12 protein-coding genes and 1 pseudogene are annotated in these 17,175 nt (G+C 65.9%); 6 read left to right on the forward strand and 7 right to left on the reverse strand.

Going from position 1 to position 17,175, the window contains the following annotated elements:
• Positions 1-599: 599 nt before the first annotated feature.
• Positions 600-2,531, reverse strand: a complete 1,932-nt coding sequence (locus QM624_RS06590; protein ID WP_415090003.1) for a DUF4209 domain-containing protein — start codon at positions 2,529-2,531, stop codon at positions 600-602.
• Between the two features lie 75 nt (positions 2,532-2,606).
• On the opposite strand from QM624_RS06590, the gene QM624_RS06595 reads away from it, so the two are divergent.
• Together QM624_RS06595 and QM624_RS06600 are read left to right on the forward strand one after the other, a co-directional pair.
• Positions 2,607-6,584, forward strand: a complete 3,978-nt coding sequence (locus QM624_RS06595) for a helix-turn-helix domain-containing protein (RefSeq protein WP_415090005.1) — start codon at positions 2,607-2,609, stop codon at positions 6,582-6,584.
• Positions 6,585-6,743: 159 nt separating this feature from the next.
• Positions 6,744-6,920, forward strand: a complete 177-nt coding sequence (locus QM624_RS06600; protein WP_415090008.1) for a hypothetical protein — start codon at positions 6,744-6,746, stop codon at positions 6,918-6,920.
• A gap of 664 nt (positions 6,921-7,584) precedes the next feature.
• Here QM624_RS06600 and QM624_RS06605 read toward each other — a convergent pair.
• The 4 genes from QM624_RS06605 to QM624_RS06620 all read right to left on the reverse strand — a co-directional run bounded on the left by QM624_RS06605 (position 7,585) and on the right by QM624_RS06620 (position 11,240).
• Positions 7,585-7,836 (reverse strand): helix-turn-helix domain-containing protein, encoded by a 252-nt coding sequence (locus tag QM624_RS06605; RefSeq protein WP_415090011.1) that lies wholly within the window; start codon positions 7,834-7,836, stop codon positions 7,585-7,587.
• Positions 7,837-7,949: 113 nt separating this feature from the next.
• On the reverse strand, positions 7,950-9,173 hold the full coding sequence (locus tag QM624_RS06610) for an amidohydrolase family protein (protein WP_415090013.1): 1,224 nt from the start codon (positions 9,171-9,173) through the stop codon (positions 7,950-7,952).
• A gap of 34 nt (positions 9,174-9,207) precedes the next feature.
• Complete coding sequence (locus QM624_RS06615) at positions 9,208-10,614, reverse strand: MFS transporter (protein WP_415090015.1); 1,407 nt, start codon at positions 10,612-10,614, stop codon at positions 9,208-9,210.
• A 47-nt stretch (positions 10,615-10,661) separates the two neighbouring features.
• The gene (locus QM624_RS06620) at positions 10,662-11,240 is read right to left on the reverse strand and encodes a dihydrofolate reductase family protein (protein WP_415090017.1); all 579 of its coding nucleotides are present in this window, start codon (positions 11,238-11,240) and stop codon (positions 10,662-10,664) included.
• Positions 11,241-11,342: 102 nt separating this feature from the next.
• Between QM624_RS06620 and QM624_RS06625 the strand changes: the two genes are divergently transcribed.
• A complete protein-coding gene (locus QM624_RS06625) occupies positions 11,343-12,002 on the forward strand; it encodes a winged helix-turn-helix transcriptional regulator (RefSeq protein WP_415090019.1) in 660 nt (219 codons plus the stop codon).
• Positions 12,003-12,318: 316 nt separating this feature from the next.
• On the forward strand, positions 12,319-13,932 hold the full coding sequence (locus QM624_RS06630) for a hypothetical protein (RefSeq protein WP_415090021.1): 1,614 nt from the start codon (positions 12,319-12,321) through the stop codon (positions 13,930-13,932).
• 43 nt (positions 13,933-13,975) lie between these two features.
• On the opposite strand, the gene QM624_RS06635 is transcribed toward QM624_RS06630, so the two are convergent.
• Entirely contained in the window at positions 13,976-14,629 is a 654-nt protein-coding gene (locus QM624_RS06635; RefSeq protein WP_415090023.1) for a class I SAM-dependent methyltransferase, read from the reverse strand.
• Positions 14,630-14,815: 186 nt separating this feature from the next.
• On the opposite strand from QM624_RS06635, the gene QM624_RS06640 reads away from it, so the two are divergent.
• Both QM624_RS06640 and QM624_RS06645 read left to right on the forward strand, forming a co-directional pair.
• The gene (locus tag QM624_RS06640; RefSeq protein ID WP_415090025.1) at positions 14,816-15,463 is read left to right on the forward strand and encodes an NADPH-dependent F420 reductase; all 648 of its coding nucleotides are present in this window, start codon (positions 14,816-14,818) and stop codon (positions 15,461-15,463) included.
• 42 nt (positions 15,464-15,505) lie between these two features.
• Positions 15,506-16,044: pseudogene (locus QM624_RS06645) on the forward strand (glutathione peroxidase).
• Positions 16,045-16,049: 5 nt separating this feature from the next.
• Here the strand turns inward: QM624_RS06645 and QM624_RS06650 are convergent.
• Positions 16,050-16,925: a Fic family protein gene (locus tag QM624_RS06650; protein ID WP_415090027.1), complete on the reverse strand. Its 876-nt coding sequence runs from the start codon at positions 16,923-16,925 to the stop codon at positions 16,050-16,052.
• Positions 16,926-17,175: the final 250 nt, after the last annotated feature.

A 17,175-nucleotide genomic window follows, 5' to 3' on the forward strand; every position in this document is an offset into this window, starting at 1 on the left:
CCTCACGCCGATACTCCGGGGTATAGCTCTTCCGCTTCTTCGTCGATCCCATCAGGGACATCCTCTCCAGCGGTCCCTGACAAGGGAACCCGCCAAGACGGTGTCCGGGCTACGGGGTCAACCTCAATTCGGTGCGGAGCCGGTCGAGTTGGGATTGCAGCTCGGTGACGGTGGTCGCGGTGGGCTGTTTCGCGAGCCAGCGTTTCTGGGTCTGGTGGAAGCGTTCGATCTTTCCCTGGGTCTTGAGGGTGACTCAGAACGGTGCTCCGTTAGGCTGGGCTGGCACCACGAAGCCGACAACACGCGAGGACCGCAAACGCCAGGCCGCGAAGTCGCTCGTCTCTCGGAGGAGCGGCCGCGATACATTTCCTGACGCTTCAACGTCCGGTGAGCAAGCGTGATCTCGGATTGCACGCAGTCGCCGAGCTTCCCCGAGTCAATAGGCGGTGCGCCACAGCGCGGATTGACGTGTGTGCGCGGCGGCGGACCCCGTCGTCCTTGAGTTACTCGGCTGCTCAGGTCCTAACCCGCGTCGCGCTGGTGTCGACGTGGGTGCGTCGGTAACCCAAGGGCCTTGACCACTTCTGGCCTGAACCGATCTAACCTTCGCGCTGCTGGTCTTCCGCCAAGTCTCCCGCTTCGATGTCGGCTGCAGTCTGCGTCGCCGGCTTGATGTCCGCTCCGCCGGTTGTCATTGAGCCTTCGCCGGACTCTGCTGCCTGTGTCCGAGCGCGGCCCATCATCTCGATGACCGGCCACGTCACCAGCCGGAGGCAGGACCACCACATGTAGAGCGCCGGGTAGCTCCACGCCGAGTTGTCATCGAGAAGGCCGTGCGCGATGTCGTTGCGGAGGTTCGGACCACCTTGGACGACCAGCATCGCCTTCATCTCCATGACCATACCTGCACCGAAGATGTCCTCGGTCTCGGTAATGTCGAGAAGGGCGTTCAAGCTCTTCTCGCTCTCCACGCCGTTCTCATCGACGAACAGCGTGTGCACGTCGTGCCGCTTCAACATGACCCGCACGACCTGCTCCAACTGTGGGACAAGAACAGAGACCGCAGCGCCGTAGTTGCCGCCCAAACCGAGAACCAGGCCATTGCCCCACAACGTCTCGTGGCCCTCGGGCACTGTCGGCGATTCCATGCATAACGACACCATGTACTGCCGGCTGAACCGATGCTCAGTAGTCAGGACGTCTTGCGCAGGTTGGATGATGCCCTTTCCGAGCAACTGGGAGTGAAAGAAGACCGTGCGGGCCATCTCGGCCCAAACCGTGTCCTCATTGGCCTGACCCGAAGACCCCGGCCTCGATGCGATCTTCCGGAAGTCAGACGAAAACGTAGAGGATCCGAAGATGTGGCTGATGGTGCCCTCCAGCATCTTCTCGGCGTTCTCGCGCGTACTGGCTTCATCTAGCGGCGGTGCGAGCGTCGCGAATGCAGCGAGCGCGTCGAACTTATCCGCGTGACCCGAAACTTGGGACCGAGCGTAAGAAACGGCCTCAGTCAGATCGACTGGGTCCGACTGGATACGCATCATCTGCTCCATCGACGACTCCCGACTCTCACTCAGCCGAATGCGGAGATCGTCAATGAGCTCGTCGAGTCCGTTCTCGAGCCGGTAGGAGCGAGGGATAGTTCGGAGGACTGCGATGGCCTTCTCCAGAAAATGGCCCTCGACCAGCGCGCCCGCCTTTGGGTCCGCCTGAATGCGGGAATCGGCTTCAGCGATGTATGTCCGCGCGACGCGCTCGGTCGCCGCGTTCGCCGCCGCCGCGTCCGAACCACCAAGCCATGCGAGTGCCTCACGCTCGAGGTGGCGGGACAGGCGCGGCGTTACCGACGACGCCTCTGCTGCGAGCGCGAGCAGCGCATCGCTCACCTCAGCGCGCCCGGACGCGTCGACACGACCGTGCTGGCGCAAGATTTCCGCGAAACCCACTGTTCTGAAGTTGTCTGTCACCTGCCCGGCCAAGACCCGAGCCTTCAATGCGGCCGACATGTCCTGCGTCCGGGCCTGGCCGTCCGCGCCGCGCCGTGCTGCAAGCGCGAAGGCCCGAACCCACGCGTCCTTCCCGACGCTGAACCACACATCACCCGTCAGCGGCGCGGCCCGGTAGGCGTCGATGGCTCGGTCTAACATCGCGGTGTCCGACCGGTCCCCGTAGACCCAGGCGACATCAGCGACCCGAGCTCGCAGATCGTCGCGTTCGACCAGTGGGGCGATACGCGCCAGCAACGCCACCTGGTCAGCATCCAAGTCCGCAGGTACTACGGTCCGCTTGCCACCGAACTGCATCGCAGGTGTGAACGGCGCCAACCAGTCCTCAGGGTTCAACATGGCCGACGACACCATCGCCAAGACCTGCAGCACCAGTTCGTGAAGCCCCGTGACAGACGGATCGGCAGCCCCCCGCTCGAGATGCGTCGACAACAACTCTGGCGGCTCATAGGGGTCATCAAGCGACGCCGCCGCCAGCACGTCCTCCCACCACGACGGGTCGATTGCCTCGCTCACCGTATCCATGTCCGCTCTCAGTTTCTCTGCACCAAGCCCACCGCCGGCAAGTGCACAAAGTCTACATGCATGTACGCTATTGGTGTGAATGATGCTGCTTCTGAGGTTCTGAACGTGCGCGAGACAGCGAGGCGACTGGCCGTGCACGAGAACACCGTGCGGTCGTATGCCAAGCAGGGATTGCTCCCGGATGCCCGGGTGCCAGGGACGTCGTTCTACAGGTTCCGTGCGAGCGACGTGGAGCGCCTCAAAGCGCAGCGCGGAGCGCCGGCCGTGAGTCTGGCTGCCGAACGACGAACCGCCAGTCCCGAATATGCGACTGCGAGCCAGCTTGCGCTGTGGCCCCAGACCAACGCTCGAGAAGCTCAGGATCGGCTTCCAGAGTTGGTACGTAGGCTGTTATTCGAGACCCCCGGGGCTTGCCAGATCTCAATTCGGACAGGCGACGGGGTTGCCCTGGCCGGCAAGGACGGGGTGGCGACCCTCGAGGGGCCGACGCACTTGCTGCCGGCCGGACAAATCTGGTTCGAGTTCGGCACCGACAAGGACTCCAAGCGCAAAGCCACCAAGGACTACGACGGACGAAAGGGCGAGGCATCGCAAGATGTCACCTTCGTCTTCGTGACAGTCCGTCGCTGGCAGGGCAAGGACTCGTGGGCCGCCGAGCGACGAGCCGAGAAACTCTTCAAGGATGTCTTCGTCCTCGATGCGGATGACCTCGAAGCTTGGCTGCAGGTTGCCCCCGCCGCACACCTGTGGATCTCGGAAACTCTCGGTCTTCGACCCCGTGACGCGCTGACTCTGGAGACATGGTGGGACCGCTTCTCCGCTGCGACCGAACCAGCTCTTCCGCTGAATCTCTTCGTCGCCGGGCGGGTTAAGGAGGCGCAGCGACTGCGATCCCTGCTTAGAGACGAACCGAGGATTACGTCGATCCAGACCGAGTGGGTCGATGACGCCTTGGGGTTCCTGCACGCGTGCCTGATGCCAGACGACGATAAGGCGAGTGAGCCCGGCGCCGTCACAATCGTCCGGTCAACAGGCGTCTGGGATCGAATAGTGGCACTCCCGGGGCCTGGGATCTTGGTGCCCGACTTCGACAATGCAGACGTAGCCCGCGCCCTCGCTAGCGGTAGGCATGTCGTCTCTATCGTCGATAGTGGCTCTGCCATGCGCCGCAGTGTCGACATCCGCTTGCCGAGGGTTGGCCGGAACGAGGCGGCCGAGGCATTCAGAGCAGGTGACGTCGAATGGCGCCAGGCCGATCGCCTCGCGGTACTTGCTCGTCGGAGCATGCCCGCATTGGCCCGGCGGCTTTCGCGCTCACCTCGCGTGCAGCAGCCGACGTGGTCTCGGCCGCCGCTGGCCGCCACGCTCGTCGCACTGATGCTGGCCAGTCGGTGGACCGATCGACCCGAGGATCTGCGAGTCCTGAGTGAGCTGGCCGCCGTCCCCTCAGTCGACCTACAGCGCGCTATCGCCGACGCCAGTCACGGATCCGATCCGGCGATCCGGAGCGTGCGGAATGTCTTTGTATTCACCTCCCTGGAGGAGGCGTTCCTCGAGTTTGGCAACCTGGTGTCATCAGAACTGGCGTCGCGATGGGCAGAGATCGCAACCAGCGTTCTCCTGGACCCAAATCCATATGAAGGCCTCAGTTCGCACGAGCGGATTGCCGCTCAATTGAAGAGGCAGCGGAGAACCTACTCGCCTGCTCTGCGGCACGGTATCGCCGAGAGTCTCGCCCTGGCGGGAGCGATCGAGTCAGGCCCCGGTGACACCAATCTCGCATCCTCAGTGGCCGAACGGGTTGTGCGCGACGTGCTGCATCAGGTCACTACCGGCTCCGAAGGTCACACTTGGGGTGCGATCGCCGACGTGCTTCCGCTTCTTGCCGAGGCTGCTCCAGACACCTTCCTTTCGGCACTGGAGGATGACCTTGCAACCAGCGATCCGACCGTCGGCCGCATGTTCCAGGCCATTGACGAGCCGCTGGCCCTGGGGCCATCGGGTCAACAGCATCACCTGTTGTGGGCCTTGGAAGTGCTCTGCTGGTCACCCGACCATCTCGTTCGCGCCACACAGATCCTGACCGAACTCTGCCGCTACGACCTGCCGAAGAACTCGGGCAACAATCCACTCGCAAGCATGTCGACCGTCCTTTGCGGATGGATTCGGAACACTGGTGCAGATCTTGCGATCCGACTCCAAGCGCTGGATGCCTGCCGGATCGTGAGCGAGACGACAGGTTGGGCTCTACTCAAGGCGCTATGGCCCGACAGCAATGTCTGGGTCTCGCCGCCCAGTGAGCCGCGTTATCAACTCTGGAAGCCCCCCAGCGACCGGATGCCGATCAGCGAATGGTTCGCTTTCGCGACGAGCCTGGTCGACCGGGCGCTCGCATGGGTCATGGCAGATCGCGCCGCCCTGCCATGGCTCGTGGAAGCGCTGTCCACGGTCGGCCCGGACGAAGCGAATCGGATCATCGAGTTCCTCGAGGACGAAACATCGCGCGGCGACTTGGATGAGGACGTTCGACTGGCCCTGTTCGAACAGGTCCGAGAGACCGCAGCGCGGCACGAGCGTTTCCAGGACGCGGACTGGGCAATGCCGGCGGAGCGACGTGCCCGCTTACACAAACTGGCCGAATTGCTCCAACCTGCTGATGACCTCCGCCGGTTCGCATATCTCTTCAATTGGCACCCCCACCTGCCGGGTGCAGACCTGAACGACTACGAGCACTACCGGACAGCGCTGGAAGCCAAACGGCGCGAAGCCCTTGACGTTCTGTTTGCCCGCCCCGACGCGTGGGAACAGCTCGGCGCAGTAGCGGCCCGTGCTGAGGCTCCGACACGGGTCGGCTGGACTTTGTCAACCTACGAGCCGATTGATGCTCTCGACACGATGTTGGACTGGCTGGCATCGGATAGCACAGCGCTTCAGGAAGCCGCGACAACGTGGGTCCGTAGCCACCTCGCCGTCGATGGACCAGCGGATCTCAGGCGAGCGCTCGAACGGGGCGACGTGGAGAGCGAGGCTCTGAGAAGGTTGGTGCTTAACGTCCCGACGGAGGGCCGGTTCTGGGAGGTTCTCCGCGAGTTCCCAGCCGCTGAAGACCTCTTCTGGTCCGAGGCACCTTTCGAGGTCGTTCCCCATGAGGATCTCACCAGAGCTATTGAGGTGCTCCTTGAGCGAGCACGAGCTTGGTCGGCGATTGCGATCGCGAGCCACGGCATCTTCAATCCGACAGCAAGCCAGAAGAAGCATCTCCCGAGCGCAACGCTGGTCCTATCCGTCTTGCGCGCAGCGATCACCCAGGACCCGGGGCGGGCGGGGATGTCACAGATGACCGGCCACTACGTCGGGACATTGCTGGACTACCTAGCCGCAGCCGACGTGCCCGTTGCCGACCTCGCATCTCTGGAGTTCGGCTATTTCAGGCTCCTCCAGCACGACCGCGAACCACGTGCCCTTAACCAGGCTCTCGCCTCGGACCCTGCCCTGTTCGTTGATCTCGTTCAACGCACGTTCCGGGGTGCAAACGAGACTCACCGTCAGAGCAAGAGTGCGGATCCGCTAACTGAGCACGCTTGGTGGGTCCTTCGCGGTTGGCACGGCTTCCCGGGACGACAGAAGGACGGCACACTTGGTCAAGCTGCGATTCAGGAGTGGGTTAAGCAGGCTCGTCTGCAACTATCCGACCTTGACCGAGCGGACATCGGTGACGAACTGATTGGCCAGACCTTTGCTCACGCACCGGTCGGCGCTGACGGGATCTGGCCACCCGCCCCAGTTCGAGATCTCATCGAGTCGATCGGGAGTCGCGACCTAGAGAACGGCGCAATCACCGGCCGGCTGAACAGCCGTGGTGTCACCTGGCGTGGTGTCTACGACGGCGGCAGCCAGGAGCGAACGCTGGCTGAGCAGTACAAGCAATGGAGTCTGGCGGTCCAGGTGCATTGGCCCCGAACTGCGCGCATCCTGCGCGCCATTGCAGAGTCCTACGAACGCGATGCCGTCCGCGAGGATGAACGAGCCCAACTGGACCAAGATCTGGACTGAAACCGCCGGCAGCCGTGGCCATGAGCGCCGTGGCCTTCGCGACGTCATCCTCGCTGTACTGGTCGAGTTACGCCGTCAGGAGCTGCCGCCGCTCCAGCCCAACCTTGCTGAGGGGCGGTGGGGTTGGCGGCAAAGGATGGTCACGGTCTGGGTGCCGACATGACGGAGGTAGTACTGGTTGTCCTCGCCATAGAACGCCTCGAAACCTTCGCGGTCAAGTACCTCATTGGCTTGCGCGAGCGCCCGACGGCGATCGGACCCTTCGTTGAGCTGATCGGCCAGGCTCAACAGCTGGTCGACGAGGCGGCAGAACATCTCGGGCGGGTGGCGAGTTGAACCGTCATGCGCTGGTACTCGGTCCCCAGCTCTTGGAGGAAATCGGTGATGTACATGCTGCACCAGTAGGGGAATGACTTGGCTTCGTCCTCATCTTCAGCGTCGTCACGGCCCGCGTTGCCCACGATGAGGTCAGCGAGAGCTTCGAGGTTGCGGCGCTTGAACGTTGCTGTGCCATTGTCGCAAGTGAAGCCGACCAGCGTCCGGACTCGGCAGCACTCGTGTGCGGCTGCGTGTGCACGGAGCACCCCAGGCGTGCGGCCCGAGGGGAAGTTAGAGCAAGTCTCTCGTGTGCGTTCAGACGGTCATCCGATGCACATTGAACCACTGACAGATCGAGACCACGCTCTCGCCGTTCGCGCGGGCAGTTCGGATAGCGTCCACTTGGCTCTCCGTGAGGAGTGTTCTAGCTCGTCTCCTAGGGTTCGCGACGACTCCCGGCCCATCGTCAGCGGCACCGTCCGGCTCGTCGTGGAGAACGAGCTTCGCCTGATTCCACGCGGAACTCAGCCACTCGAACAGCTGCCAGGTGCTCGGTTTGAGTCCACCCATGTCCACCAGGTGGAAACCCCATCCGACAAGGCTAGATAGTCGGGCGGGGTTGTTCTATTTCGGAATTCGGTCACCACTGACCACGAAGGTGAACGGGTGCGCCCAACACTCCTCAGGCGGCGGTGTTGATGCCCAGGGTTCCACCGAGAGCGTGGGCGATGCGTACCAGCATGACGCCGCCGGGAGCCTGAGTTCCGTTCTCGATGGCAGAGATGACGGACTGGCGAGTACTTGCTCGCCGGGCTAGTTCGGTCTGGGAGAGTCCGGCCGCGGTCCGAGCGTTGTAGACCAATTCTGCGAGCTGCAACCGCGCCTCAGCCTCGATGGCAGCAGCGTCGTACTCGGCCCGATCGGTCTCAGCCATAGCGGCCAGGGGACTCATCCCGAACCTGCTCCCACGACGTGGTGCCCATCGCTGCCTCCCCTTCTTGTCGGTGTTGCCGGTGGCGTTGTGTGCCGCCTGTGCGCGTCGGGTCCTCAGATCTCCAATTCGCCGGCGCGCGTCACGACCCGGCCGCCGGCGATGACCAGCTCACGGCGCGGAGTGCGCACCAATGCGTCCGGCACGTTCTGTGCATCCAGCAGGACGATGTCGGCGCGGTTCCCAGCCTCGAGCCCGTGGTGAGGGCGGTGCACGAACGGCACGCCGGCGGTCGTGGCGAGCTGTACGGCGTAAGCCAGGTCCTCGTCGGTGCGCATGCCGTGTAGCCGGGCGAAGGCCAGCGCCACCTTCAGCAGATCGCCGTCGCCGAACGGATTCCACAGGTCGCGGATGCCGTCCGTTCCGAGACCCAGCGGTATGCCTGCCTCGCGCATCGCCCGCCAGGGCAGCGGCTCGGTGCGGGGTGGCGCCACCGTCGTCCACGAGATTCCCGCCTCGGCGAGGCGGTGCACGAGTTCCTGCTGGGCCGCACCCTTGGTGTCGCCGAGAGCGAATCCGTGGGCGATGTTGACCCGGCCGTGGGCGCCGACCGCGAGGGTGTGGTCGATGATCAACTCCAACTGGAACACACCCAGCTCGTTGGGGTCGTGCAGGTGAATGTCGAGACCGACTCCGGTGCGGTCGACGATGTCGAAGAGTGCGTCCAGCTGCGCGACGGGGTCGCGGTCGATGCCCGCCGGGTCGAGCCCGCCGATGTTCCGCACACCGAGCTCGACAGCCTGCTCAAGAAGCCGCGCGACGCCGGGACGCCGGATGACGCCGTCCTGCGGGAATGCCACGATCTCCACCTCGACGGCGCCGCCCAGATTCGCTGCCGCCGCCAGCACATTCTCGACCGCCTTCAGGCCGAGGCCGAGGTCCACGTCGGCGTGTGAGCGGGTCGCAGTCGTACCGTGCCGCAGGAACTCGCGGAGCACGGCCTCCGCGCCTTCGACCGAGGGAATGCTCAACTCGTCGCGATGCGCGCGCTCATGCGCGATGCGTCCCTGCGTGGTGGCCTCGCCGCCGTACGACACCCACTCGCGACCCCACCACGACTTGTCGACATGGGCGTGGGCGTTGATGAAGCCGGGAAGTGCCAGCAGTCCGCGACCGTCCTCGGTCGGGGCTTCGGGGTGCAGGGCACGAGCATGTCCGGCCGGGGTCACGGCGAGGATCTCGGCGCCGCCGATGACGAGGTCGACCATGTCGCCGGTGACCGAGCCGGGGTCGACCGTAGCGGGACGGACGTCGGTCAGAATCAGCGTCGCTCTGCTCATCGTCCGAACGTATACCCGCCGACCGCCCCTTTCGTCAGGCGATGTTCTCGACCGGGTCGCTCTTCTGCGAACTCTGGCCGGTGTCCTGCTCGCTGTCGGCGGAGTTCAGGTACCGATCCGAGAGCAGGCGGTATTGAGGTGTGCACATGGCGAGGACTGCGACCACCACGCAGGCGATGCCGGAGAGGAACAAAATCAGGGCGATGCCGCGGTTGTGCCCGGTGCCGAGCAGTGGCTCCCAGATCCGCAGCCCTTCTTCGGTGCGCAGCAGCGGGATGATCCAGAACTCGGCGAGGGGAGCGATCAGCAGGGCGGTGATCGGTGCGGCGGCGGCCTCGAAGGTGTTGGCGAAGCCGAAGACCCGTCCCTGCTTCTCATAGGGGACGACCCGCTGGATCACGGTCTGCTCGGCCGCCTCGACGGCGGGGATCATCGCCATGAACAGCCAGACGCCGACGATGTACACCCAGCCCTGCTCGCGGATGGTGCTCAGCGCGCCCGCGGCGCCGATGGCGGCGGCGAAGAGCAGCATGGTGCGGATGGGATTCCCGCCGAGCCCCTTCGCCGCGACGAGCGCGCCGCCGACAATGAATCCCGTCGACATCACCGCGAACCAGATGCCCCAGCCCTGGACGCCGAACATCTCGATGCCGTAGGGGTCCATCACCGCCATCGCGACACCGCCGAAGAGGTTGTTCAGCGTGGTGAACAACACCAGCGCCAGCAGGCCGGGTACGGCGCGTACCGCCAGCCAGCCGCCACGCACATCGACCCAGCCGGTGCCCTGCTCGGTGGTCACGACTTCTGGTTCCGGGATGCGCAGCAGCACCAGGTGGAGCAGTGTCACTGCGAGCGCGCCGACGCCGATCAGCAGCGTCCATCCCATCCCGAGGAACCCGACCGACAAGCCGCTGAAGACGCTGGTGACGATCATCCCGACGCCCTGCACGGTGCCGACCAGGCCGTTCGCATTGGCGTGGCGTTCGACGGGCACCAACAGCGTCACCGTGGTCGACAGCGCGATGCCGCGCAGCTGTTCGACCACGGCGCCGGCCAGCAGCACCACGGCGAAGATCCAGAACCAGGGACGGCTCAGATCGATGATCGCGGTGGGGCCGATCGCGAAGAAGAGGGCGGCGTCCAGGATGAAGACGATCAGTGCGACCAGGGTCGCCCACGCCATCACTGCCTTCTTCCGGAACCGGTCGACCAGGGTGCCGAAGAACATGCTGAACAGCGAGACGAACAGCATGTGCGAGGCCGCCACGACACCCGCGACCAGCACATTGCGGGTCTCGGCATAGGCCCAGAAGGTGAGCGCGAACCACAGAAAGCTCGTCGTCACGTTGGCGACAGCAGTGTTCATCAGCACATGGAGGAAGGTTCGGAACCCGCCGTCGGCAAGCCCGTTGTCCGCGGGTGCGGTGTCGGACGCGTCCATGAGAGTCCCGCTTCCTCAGGCGATCGGCCTGCTGTCGATGACGATGGTTACGCGCTGCCTGGTCCCGGGGGAAGGGGCGCATCCAGCACGCGTGGGCGGTAGTCGAGCAGCTGAGTGCCGCCGTCGAAGGTGCGGGTCTCGATCAGTTCGAGAGCGATGTCGGGATAGCCGTCGTAGATGCGTTCGTGCCCGGTCTTCCCGGTGATCACCGGGAAGACGACGACCCGGAAGCGGTCGACCAGGCCCGCGGTCAGCAGCGATCGTGCCAGCGAAAGACTGCCGATGGTCGACAGCGGATGCTCGCTGGTCTCCTTCAGTTCTCGCACCGCCTCGACCGCGTCGCCGCGGATCAGCCGGCTGTTCTGCCACTCCAGCGGATCGTCGAGTGTGCTCGAGAAGACGATCTTCGGTACCGCCCCGAGCGAATCGACGCCTTCGGTCTGCGAGGCGGCGAAGCCGTGGAAGAGCCGGTAGGTGTTGGCGCCCATCAGCAGCGTGCGGTGGGCGGCGGAGTCCTCGCCGAGCCAGTCGAGGTATTCGGGGCCTTCCAGCCCCCACCAGCCGGGCCAGCCCTCCGCGGCACCGTAGCCGTCGAGCGAAGTGATGTAGTCGACCATGAGTTCCATGAGCGGTCCTTGTCTCTCGATGGCGTCGGTGGGCTCCAACGCTCGCTACTTCAAATAATAAAGCACACTGCAATAAATCAAGTCAAGTGGTACGTTTGTTCCGTGCGAAATCGTGAGTACGGGCAGTTCTGTGGCTTGGCGCGTGCCGCCGAGGTGCTCGGCCAGCGGTGGACCCTGCTGATCCTGCGCGACCTGCTGGTCGGCCCGCGGCGCTACTCCGACCTGGCCGCCGGGCTCCCCGGCATTCCGTCCAACCTGCTGTCCACCCGGCTGAAGGAACTGGAGCAGGACGGGGTAATCATGCGCCGGGCGCGCAGCGGTGCGGATCGCTCGATCGTCTACGCGGTGACCGACCGGGGCGCTGAACTGCAACCCGCGCTGGACGCGCTTTCACGCTGGGGAGCCGCGGGCATGCGTGAACCGCGGGAAGGTGAGATCGTCACCGAAGCCTCCCTGGTCTCCGCCCTGCGGGTGGCGGCCGAGGGCGCTACCGCGAACGGTCGGCGGCTCATCTTCACGGTCAGGGTCGGAGCTGCCGTCGCGCACGCCGTCGTCGGCGGCGGTGCCGTGCAGGTCGGTGCCGGCGAGCATCCGGACGCCGATCTGGTGATCACCGCCGGACCCGGACTTCGCGATCTGCTGGCTGGAACTCTCGAGCCGGCGGCCGCGATCTCCCAAGGGGCGGTGGCCGTCGAGGGTGATGCCAGCCTGCTGGACGACTTCGTCTCGATCTTCACCGTTCCCTACAGCCCGGCTCGCTGAGCCGGCTTTCCCGGAAGCACCGCTGGGTGAGGTTCCCGGCGCTGGTAGGCGTGGCGTGCCTCGTCCAGGCGTCCGAAGCCGCGCAGCAGTTCGGCTCCGTGGAGTGGAGGTGGCGAAAGCCGTCCGCCGTTCAGGGCGCGGGTGTGTGCTCGCCCTCGACAGTTCATCTCCGACAGCTCTACTGGAGGGGCCTCACCCCCGACAGGCCGGAGCGAGTATGTCGCCGACGAAAGGCGCACGGGTCGACCCCACGGCTCCGGCAACGGCCCGTAACCGCGCCAATGACACTGAGGCAGAGGCTCCCGCTGCGGATGACGTGAATGCCTCGCGATTGCGGGTGGCGATGCTCGTCGCCGCGGGCCTGGCGACGTTCGCACTGCTGGGCTACCTTGTGAACGGGAACATCCGCTACGAGGTGGGGGTGGTCCGGGTCTCCGGCTACTCGGCTGCGGAAACATTCACCCACCGACCGATCGTGTTCCGCCTGTTCTCCGCGGCGCAGTCCTGGCTGCCCGAATTGCTCAGCCCCGCGGCAGGGCCACCGGGCTCCTGGCAACGGGTGTGGGTCTTCGAGGCCGGCTTCCGGTTGACGGCCGCGGTGTTGGCGGCGGCCGCGGCGTCCCTGTTGTGGATGGGGCTGCGCCGACGGTGGCCGTCGGTGGCTTGGGCCTACTCGCTGGCCTCCTACGCAGCCCTGATGTTCACCGCGCCGGCCACCGGTGAACCGGACTGGATGGCGGCGCTGTTGGCGGTGGCCGCCGTCGGCGCCGGACTGATGGTGCGGGCCGGATCCGGCGGTGCGGTCGCCGGGGTGCTGCTGGCGCTGGCGGCGCTGGTGAAGATCAGCACCCTGCCGGTGGCGGCCGCAGCATTGCTGATCCTGTGGGCGATCGACCGCCGCCGGGGATGGATCGCCATGCTCGCGGCGGTGCTCACCGGGCTGATCGTCGTTGCGCTGATCTGGTGGCTCGCACCATTCGAGATCAGCTGGCTGCTGGACATCCGTGCGCTGCAACCCGACCCGTGGACCTCGGAGAACGCGACCGAAGCCGGTCACTATCTGATGAACCTCGCTGCCCGCTGGCCCACCGTGGCGTTGCTGCCGGCCTTCTTCATCGGTGCGCGACGAACCGAGATCTGGACGGCGCTCGCAGCAGTGGGGCTCACCGGGCTGGGCATCGCCTACCAGGGCCAGTACTTCACCTATCACGCCCTCGGCCTGGTGGTGCTCAGCGCGGTGCTCGCCGTCCGAACCATTGAGCGCTCCCGGGCGGCGCTGCGCTGGCCGCTGTCGGCCCTGGTGGTCTGGACTCTGATCCTGTTCGTGCTTCCGGCGCCTTGGCGGGTCGGGCACTGGGCCGGCCCTTACCTGATCACCGGCGGCTGGGTGCTGCTGTTGGTGGCCTGGCAGTTGGCCGCGATGCGCCACCCGTCCGCTCGACCGGAGGGGGCGGTGACCCCGTGGACCGCCCTCCTGGTGATGGTGTCGCTGCTGGCCACCCAGACCCCGATCTCCGCCGAGTCGCTGACCCTCGGGACGGCAGGCCGAACCTCGGTCGGTCAGGCTGCGGGGCTGCGAACCGAGCTCGCCGATGCCGAGAAGATCCACCGCCTGATCGGTGCGGACACCCAGGTCGCCTACCTGGCCTTCGGCGACGCCGGCTACCTGCTGGGGAATCCCACCCGGTGCCGCTACCCGTCGCCACTGTTCCTGCAGCGAGGGCAGGCGGACGAGGAGGTTTCCGCCGCGAACCGCGCCGAGAGCCTGGCCTGCCTGACCGAGCCGGGCGCACGCTGGCTGATCTGGGATCGGGGCTGGCTGCACCGCAAGGCTGCACCGGATGACCTGCTCGCCATCATCGACCACAACTGGGCCTGCGAGAACGCGACCGTCATCGGTGGGTACACCTTGTGTCCACGTCGGAGTTGAGGAAGCGCCGAGCAATGCAACCACCGCCGGGTGCCGCGGGCAGTCAGAGTTCGGCGGTGCCGCAGATCATCGTGTTGACCGGGTAGAAGATGCTGCCGCGCGGTTTCATCGGAACGATCGTGGTGCGGGTGAAGCCGGCGCGTTCGATGGCGGCGGCAGTGTCGCGATGCAGGTCGCAGCCCTCGAAGAGCCACGCCCAGGGCTTGTGCAGCACCTGTTGGGTCTTTGCCCGCGGGCTGCCGGACGGCGCGGCGACATGTTCGACGAAACGGAACCGGCCGCCCGGACGCAGTACCCGGGTCGCCTCGGCGAGCACGGCGTCCGGGTCGGGGACGGTGCACAGCACCAGTGAACAGATCACCTCATCGACGGAGTGGTCGGGTAGCGGCAGCCGGTCGGCGTAGCCGGGGACCAGGGTCAGCGTGACGCCGGCGGCGGCGCATCGCCGCCGGAGTGGGGCGTGCATGCGCAGATTGGGCTCGATGGCGATCAACTCCGCGCCCGCCGGCAAGTAGCGCAGGTTGGCGCCGACGCCGGGACCGATCTCGACCACGCGGGCCGCGTCCAGACCGTCGAAGGCGATGCGTTTGAGCGGCCGGGCGACACGGTCGATGTATCGGTCCAGGGCGGAGAAGAACCAGGCGTTGAACCGGCCCCGGACGGCGTGGTCGAAGGGCGGGCTGTCGAGGTCGGTCATGACGTTGCCGCAACGGGGTGGGGGCGACGCGTCCAGGGCTGATGTGCCATCGAATCCTCCCGGTGCCGGAAACCGTGACACCAGTATCGGCGCGAGGCAATAGCCGTGGTGCGGGTGCCGCTCATCCCGGTCGCCGGTCAGGGCGGCGTCCGGAATGAGGTGGCCGCGGCCCGCGTTGGGACTCCTATGAGCACAGTGGGCATTGTCGGCGCTGGAAACATCGGAACTGCGGTCGCGAAGGCCGCCGTCGGCCACGGATACGACGTGGTGATCGCCAACTCTCGCGGACCCGAGACGTTGACCGGGCTGGTCGCGGAGCTCGGCCCGCGCGCCGAAGCGGGCACGGTCGCCGACGCCGCGAGCCGGGGCGACCTGGTCGTCGTCGCGGTTCCGTTGAAGAGCGTCGCCGACCTGGATCCGGCGCCATTCGCGGGCAAGACCGTGGTGGACGCCAACAACTACTATCCGCAACGCGACGGGCAGATCGCCGCACTGGACGACGAGTCGACGACCACCAGCGAACTGGTGCAGCACCATCTGGCGGGTGCTCGCGTGGTGAAGGCGTTCAACCACATTCCTGCCGCGGAGATTCTCAGCACCGCCCTGCCGGCGGGTGCCTCGGACCGGCGGGCGCTGATCGTCGCCGGCGACGACGAGGCTGCGCGTGCGCAGGTGGCGGAGTTCCTCGACACCATCGGCTTCGACGTTCTCGACCTCGGCCCGCTGAGCGAGGGCTGGCGGATCCAGCGGGACACCCCCGGTTATGTGCAGAACCTCAACCGCACCGACCTGGCCAGCAAGGTCGCCGAAGCTCGGCGCTACCGTGACATGTGACCGGCTTCCCCGACAACGAACAGACCGATCAGGAGCATTGACGTGAGTGGAGTGTTCGACTTCGAGGTGAAAGCGGCCGACGGGACGTCCGTGCCGCTCGCGGACTACGCGGGCAAGGCGCTGCTGATCGTCAACGTGGCCAGCAAATGTGGCATGACCCGCAGTACGAGGGCCTGGAGGCGCTCCACCGGCAGTACCGCGACCGCGGCCTGGAGGTTCTGGGCTTCCCCAGCAACCAGTTCTTCGACCAGGAGCCCGGCACCGACGCGGAGATTCAGGACTTCTGCAAGACCACCTACGACGTCAGCTTCCCGGTGTTCGCCAAGATCGACGTCAACGGGCCGGACGCCGACCCGCTGTTCGCCTTCCTGCGCAGCCAGGCACCCGGTGATTTCGGCCCGGCCTACGGCGGGTTCTACGAATCCATCTCGAAGGCTCTGCCGGACGCCGCCCCGAGCGACGTGCACTGGAACTTCACCAAATTCCTGATCGACCCGGAGGGTCGGGTCGTCCGGCGGTACGAGCCGCCGATCCAGCCCGGCGACATCGCCCCGGATATCGAGGCCCTGCTGTCGGCCTAGTTTCTTCAGCGGTAGTCCTCGGCGATCATCCAGCGATCACGTAACCGGAAGGCGGGGATCGTCTGCCGCTTGGCCTTGTTCGTCGCGATATTGCCGCGGACGCCGTTGGTTCGCGCCCAGTCGGCCAGCCGCACCACCCGGGGACTGGTGATCAGCGCAATGCGCTTGTGCAGTGATTCGAGGAGCAGCAACGCCAGGAGTCGGGTCATGCCGTCGTGGGCGTCGGTCGTCGCGTAGCGGTCCAGCAGCGGGTAGTAGTCGGTGCGCCGGTTCTTTGCCCTGACGATGACCGGAGGCAGGCCGGCGTCCGGGAGTTGCTTGTTGATCAGGACACGCCCGATCCGTCCATTGCCGTCGACGAAGGGATGGATCACCTCGAACTCGCAATGGAACCGGGCGATCGCATCGAGCGGCGAGGACGTGGCATCGTCCCTGTAACGCGCGAGCGCGTCCGAGATCAGCCCCGAGACGAACTCGGGGTTCGCGCCGAGATGATTGCCCACGCGCACCCACTCACCCGCCCGGCGAAACCGTCCGGCCGCGTCGTCACGGATACCGGCCAGCAGCGTCCGGTGCCAGCGCAGGATGAGGTCGATCGAGAGCGGCTCGGACGTCGACAGCAGGTCGGTCGTCACGGCGGCCAGGTTTCTGGCTTCGTAGATCTCGCGCAGATCGTGGCGTCCGGACGGCAGCCGTCCGGCAAGAACCTGTTCGGTCTCGCCGAGGGTGAGGGTGGAGTTCTCGATGGCGTTCGACTGCTGAACCGTCTCGGCCAGTTCGGTCAGCGCGATCTGGTGGAGCGCTTCGGGGTGGCGAGTCGCCAGTTCGCGGTATGTCTCCAGCAGCGCGTCGATTCGCTCCCGGGTGGTGCGGTTGATCACGGTGTGATCCTCATGAGCGGCAACTTACCGTGAATTTTTATAAAGAGAGTAGGGAATTCACGTGAGTTGCGGGGACTCATTCCTGGCCGGCGGTTCATCGCCACTGAGATCCCGGGTCGGAGCCCGGGATGACGGCAGTCCCGACGATGGGGGTCCGGCAGTGACGTAACCGGAAAGCGGAGTGGGCTGCACCCCGTCCGGGTAGGTCGGGCGTAAAGCGCGCGAGCCCCGCCTAGGGTCTGAAGGACGA

The organism is Micropruina sp., assembly GCF_047606365.1.
Taxonomy (GTDB): domain Bacteria; phylum Actinomycetota; class Actinomycetes; order Propionibacteriales; family Propionibacteriaceae; genus Micropruina.

What these genes read in the sequence shown, in the direction of transcription:
- QM624_RS06590 (WP_415090003.1), bottom strand. Translation starts at nt 2,531, where the DNA reads ATGGATACGGTGAGCGAGGCAATCGACCCGTCGTGGTGGGAGGACGTG.
- QM624_RS06600 (WP_415090008.1), top strand. Translation starts at nt 6,744, where the DNA reads ATGACGGAGGTAGTACTGGTTGTCCTCGCCATAGAACGCCTCGAAACC.
- QM624_RS06605 (WP_415090011.1), bottom strand. Translation starts at nt 7,836, where the DNA reads ATGGCTGAGACCGATCGGGCCGAGTACGACGCTGCTGCCATCGAGGCT.
- QM624_RS06610 (WP_415090013.1), bottom strand. Translation starts at nt 9,173, where the DNA reads ATGAGCAGAGCGACGCTGATTCTGACCGACGTCCGTCCCGCTACGGTC.
- QM624_RS06615 (WP_415090015.1), bottom strand. Translation starts at nt 10,614, where the DNA reads ATGGACGCGTCCGACACCGCACCCGCGGACAACGGGCTTGCCGACGGC.
- QM624_RS06620 (WP_415090017.1), bottom strand. Translation starts at nt 11,240, where the DNA reads ATGGAACTCATGGTCGACTACATCACTTCGCTCGACGGCTACGGTGCC.
- QM624_RS06635 (WP_415090023.1), bottom strand. Translation starts at nt 14,629, where the DNA reads ATGACCGACCTCGACAGCCCGCCCTTCGACCACGCCGTCCGGGGCCGG.
- QM624_RS06640 (WP_415090025.1), top strand. Translation starts at nt 14,816, where the DNA reads ATGAGCACAGTGGGCATTGTCGGCGCTGGAAACATCGGAACTGCGGTC.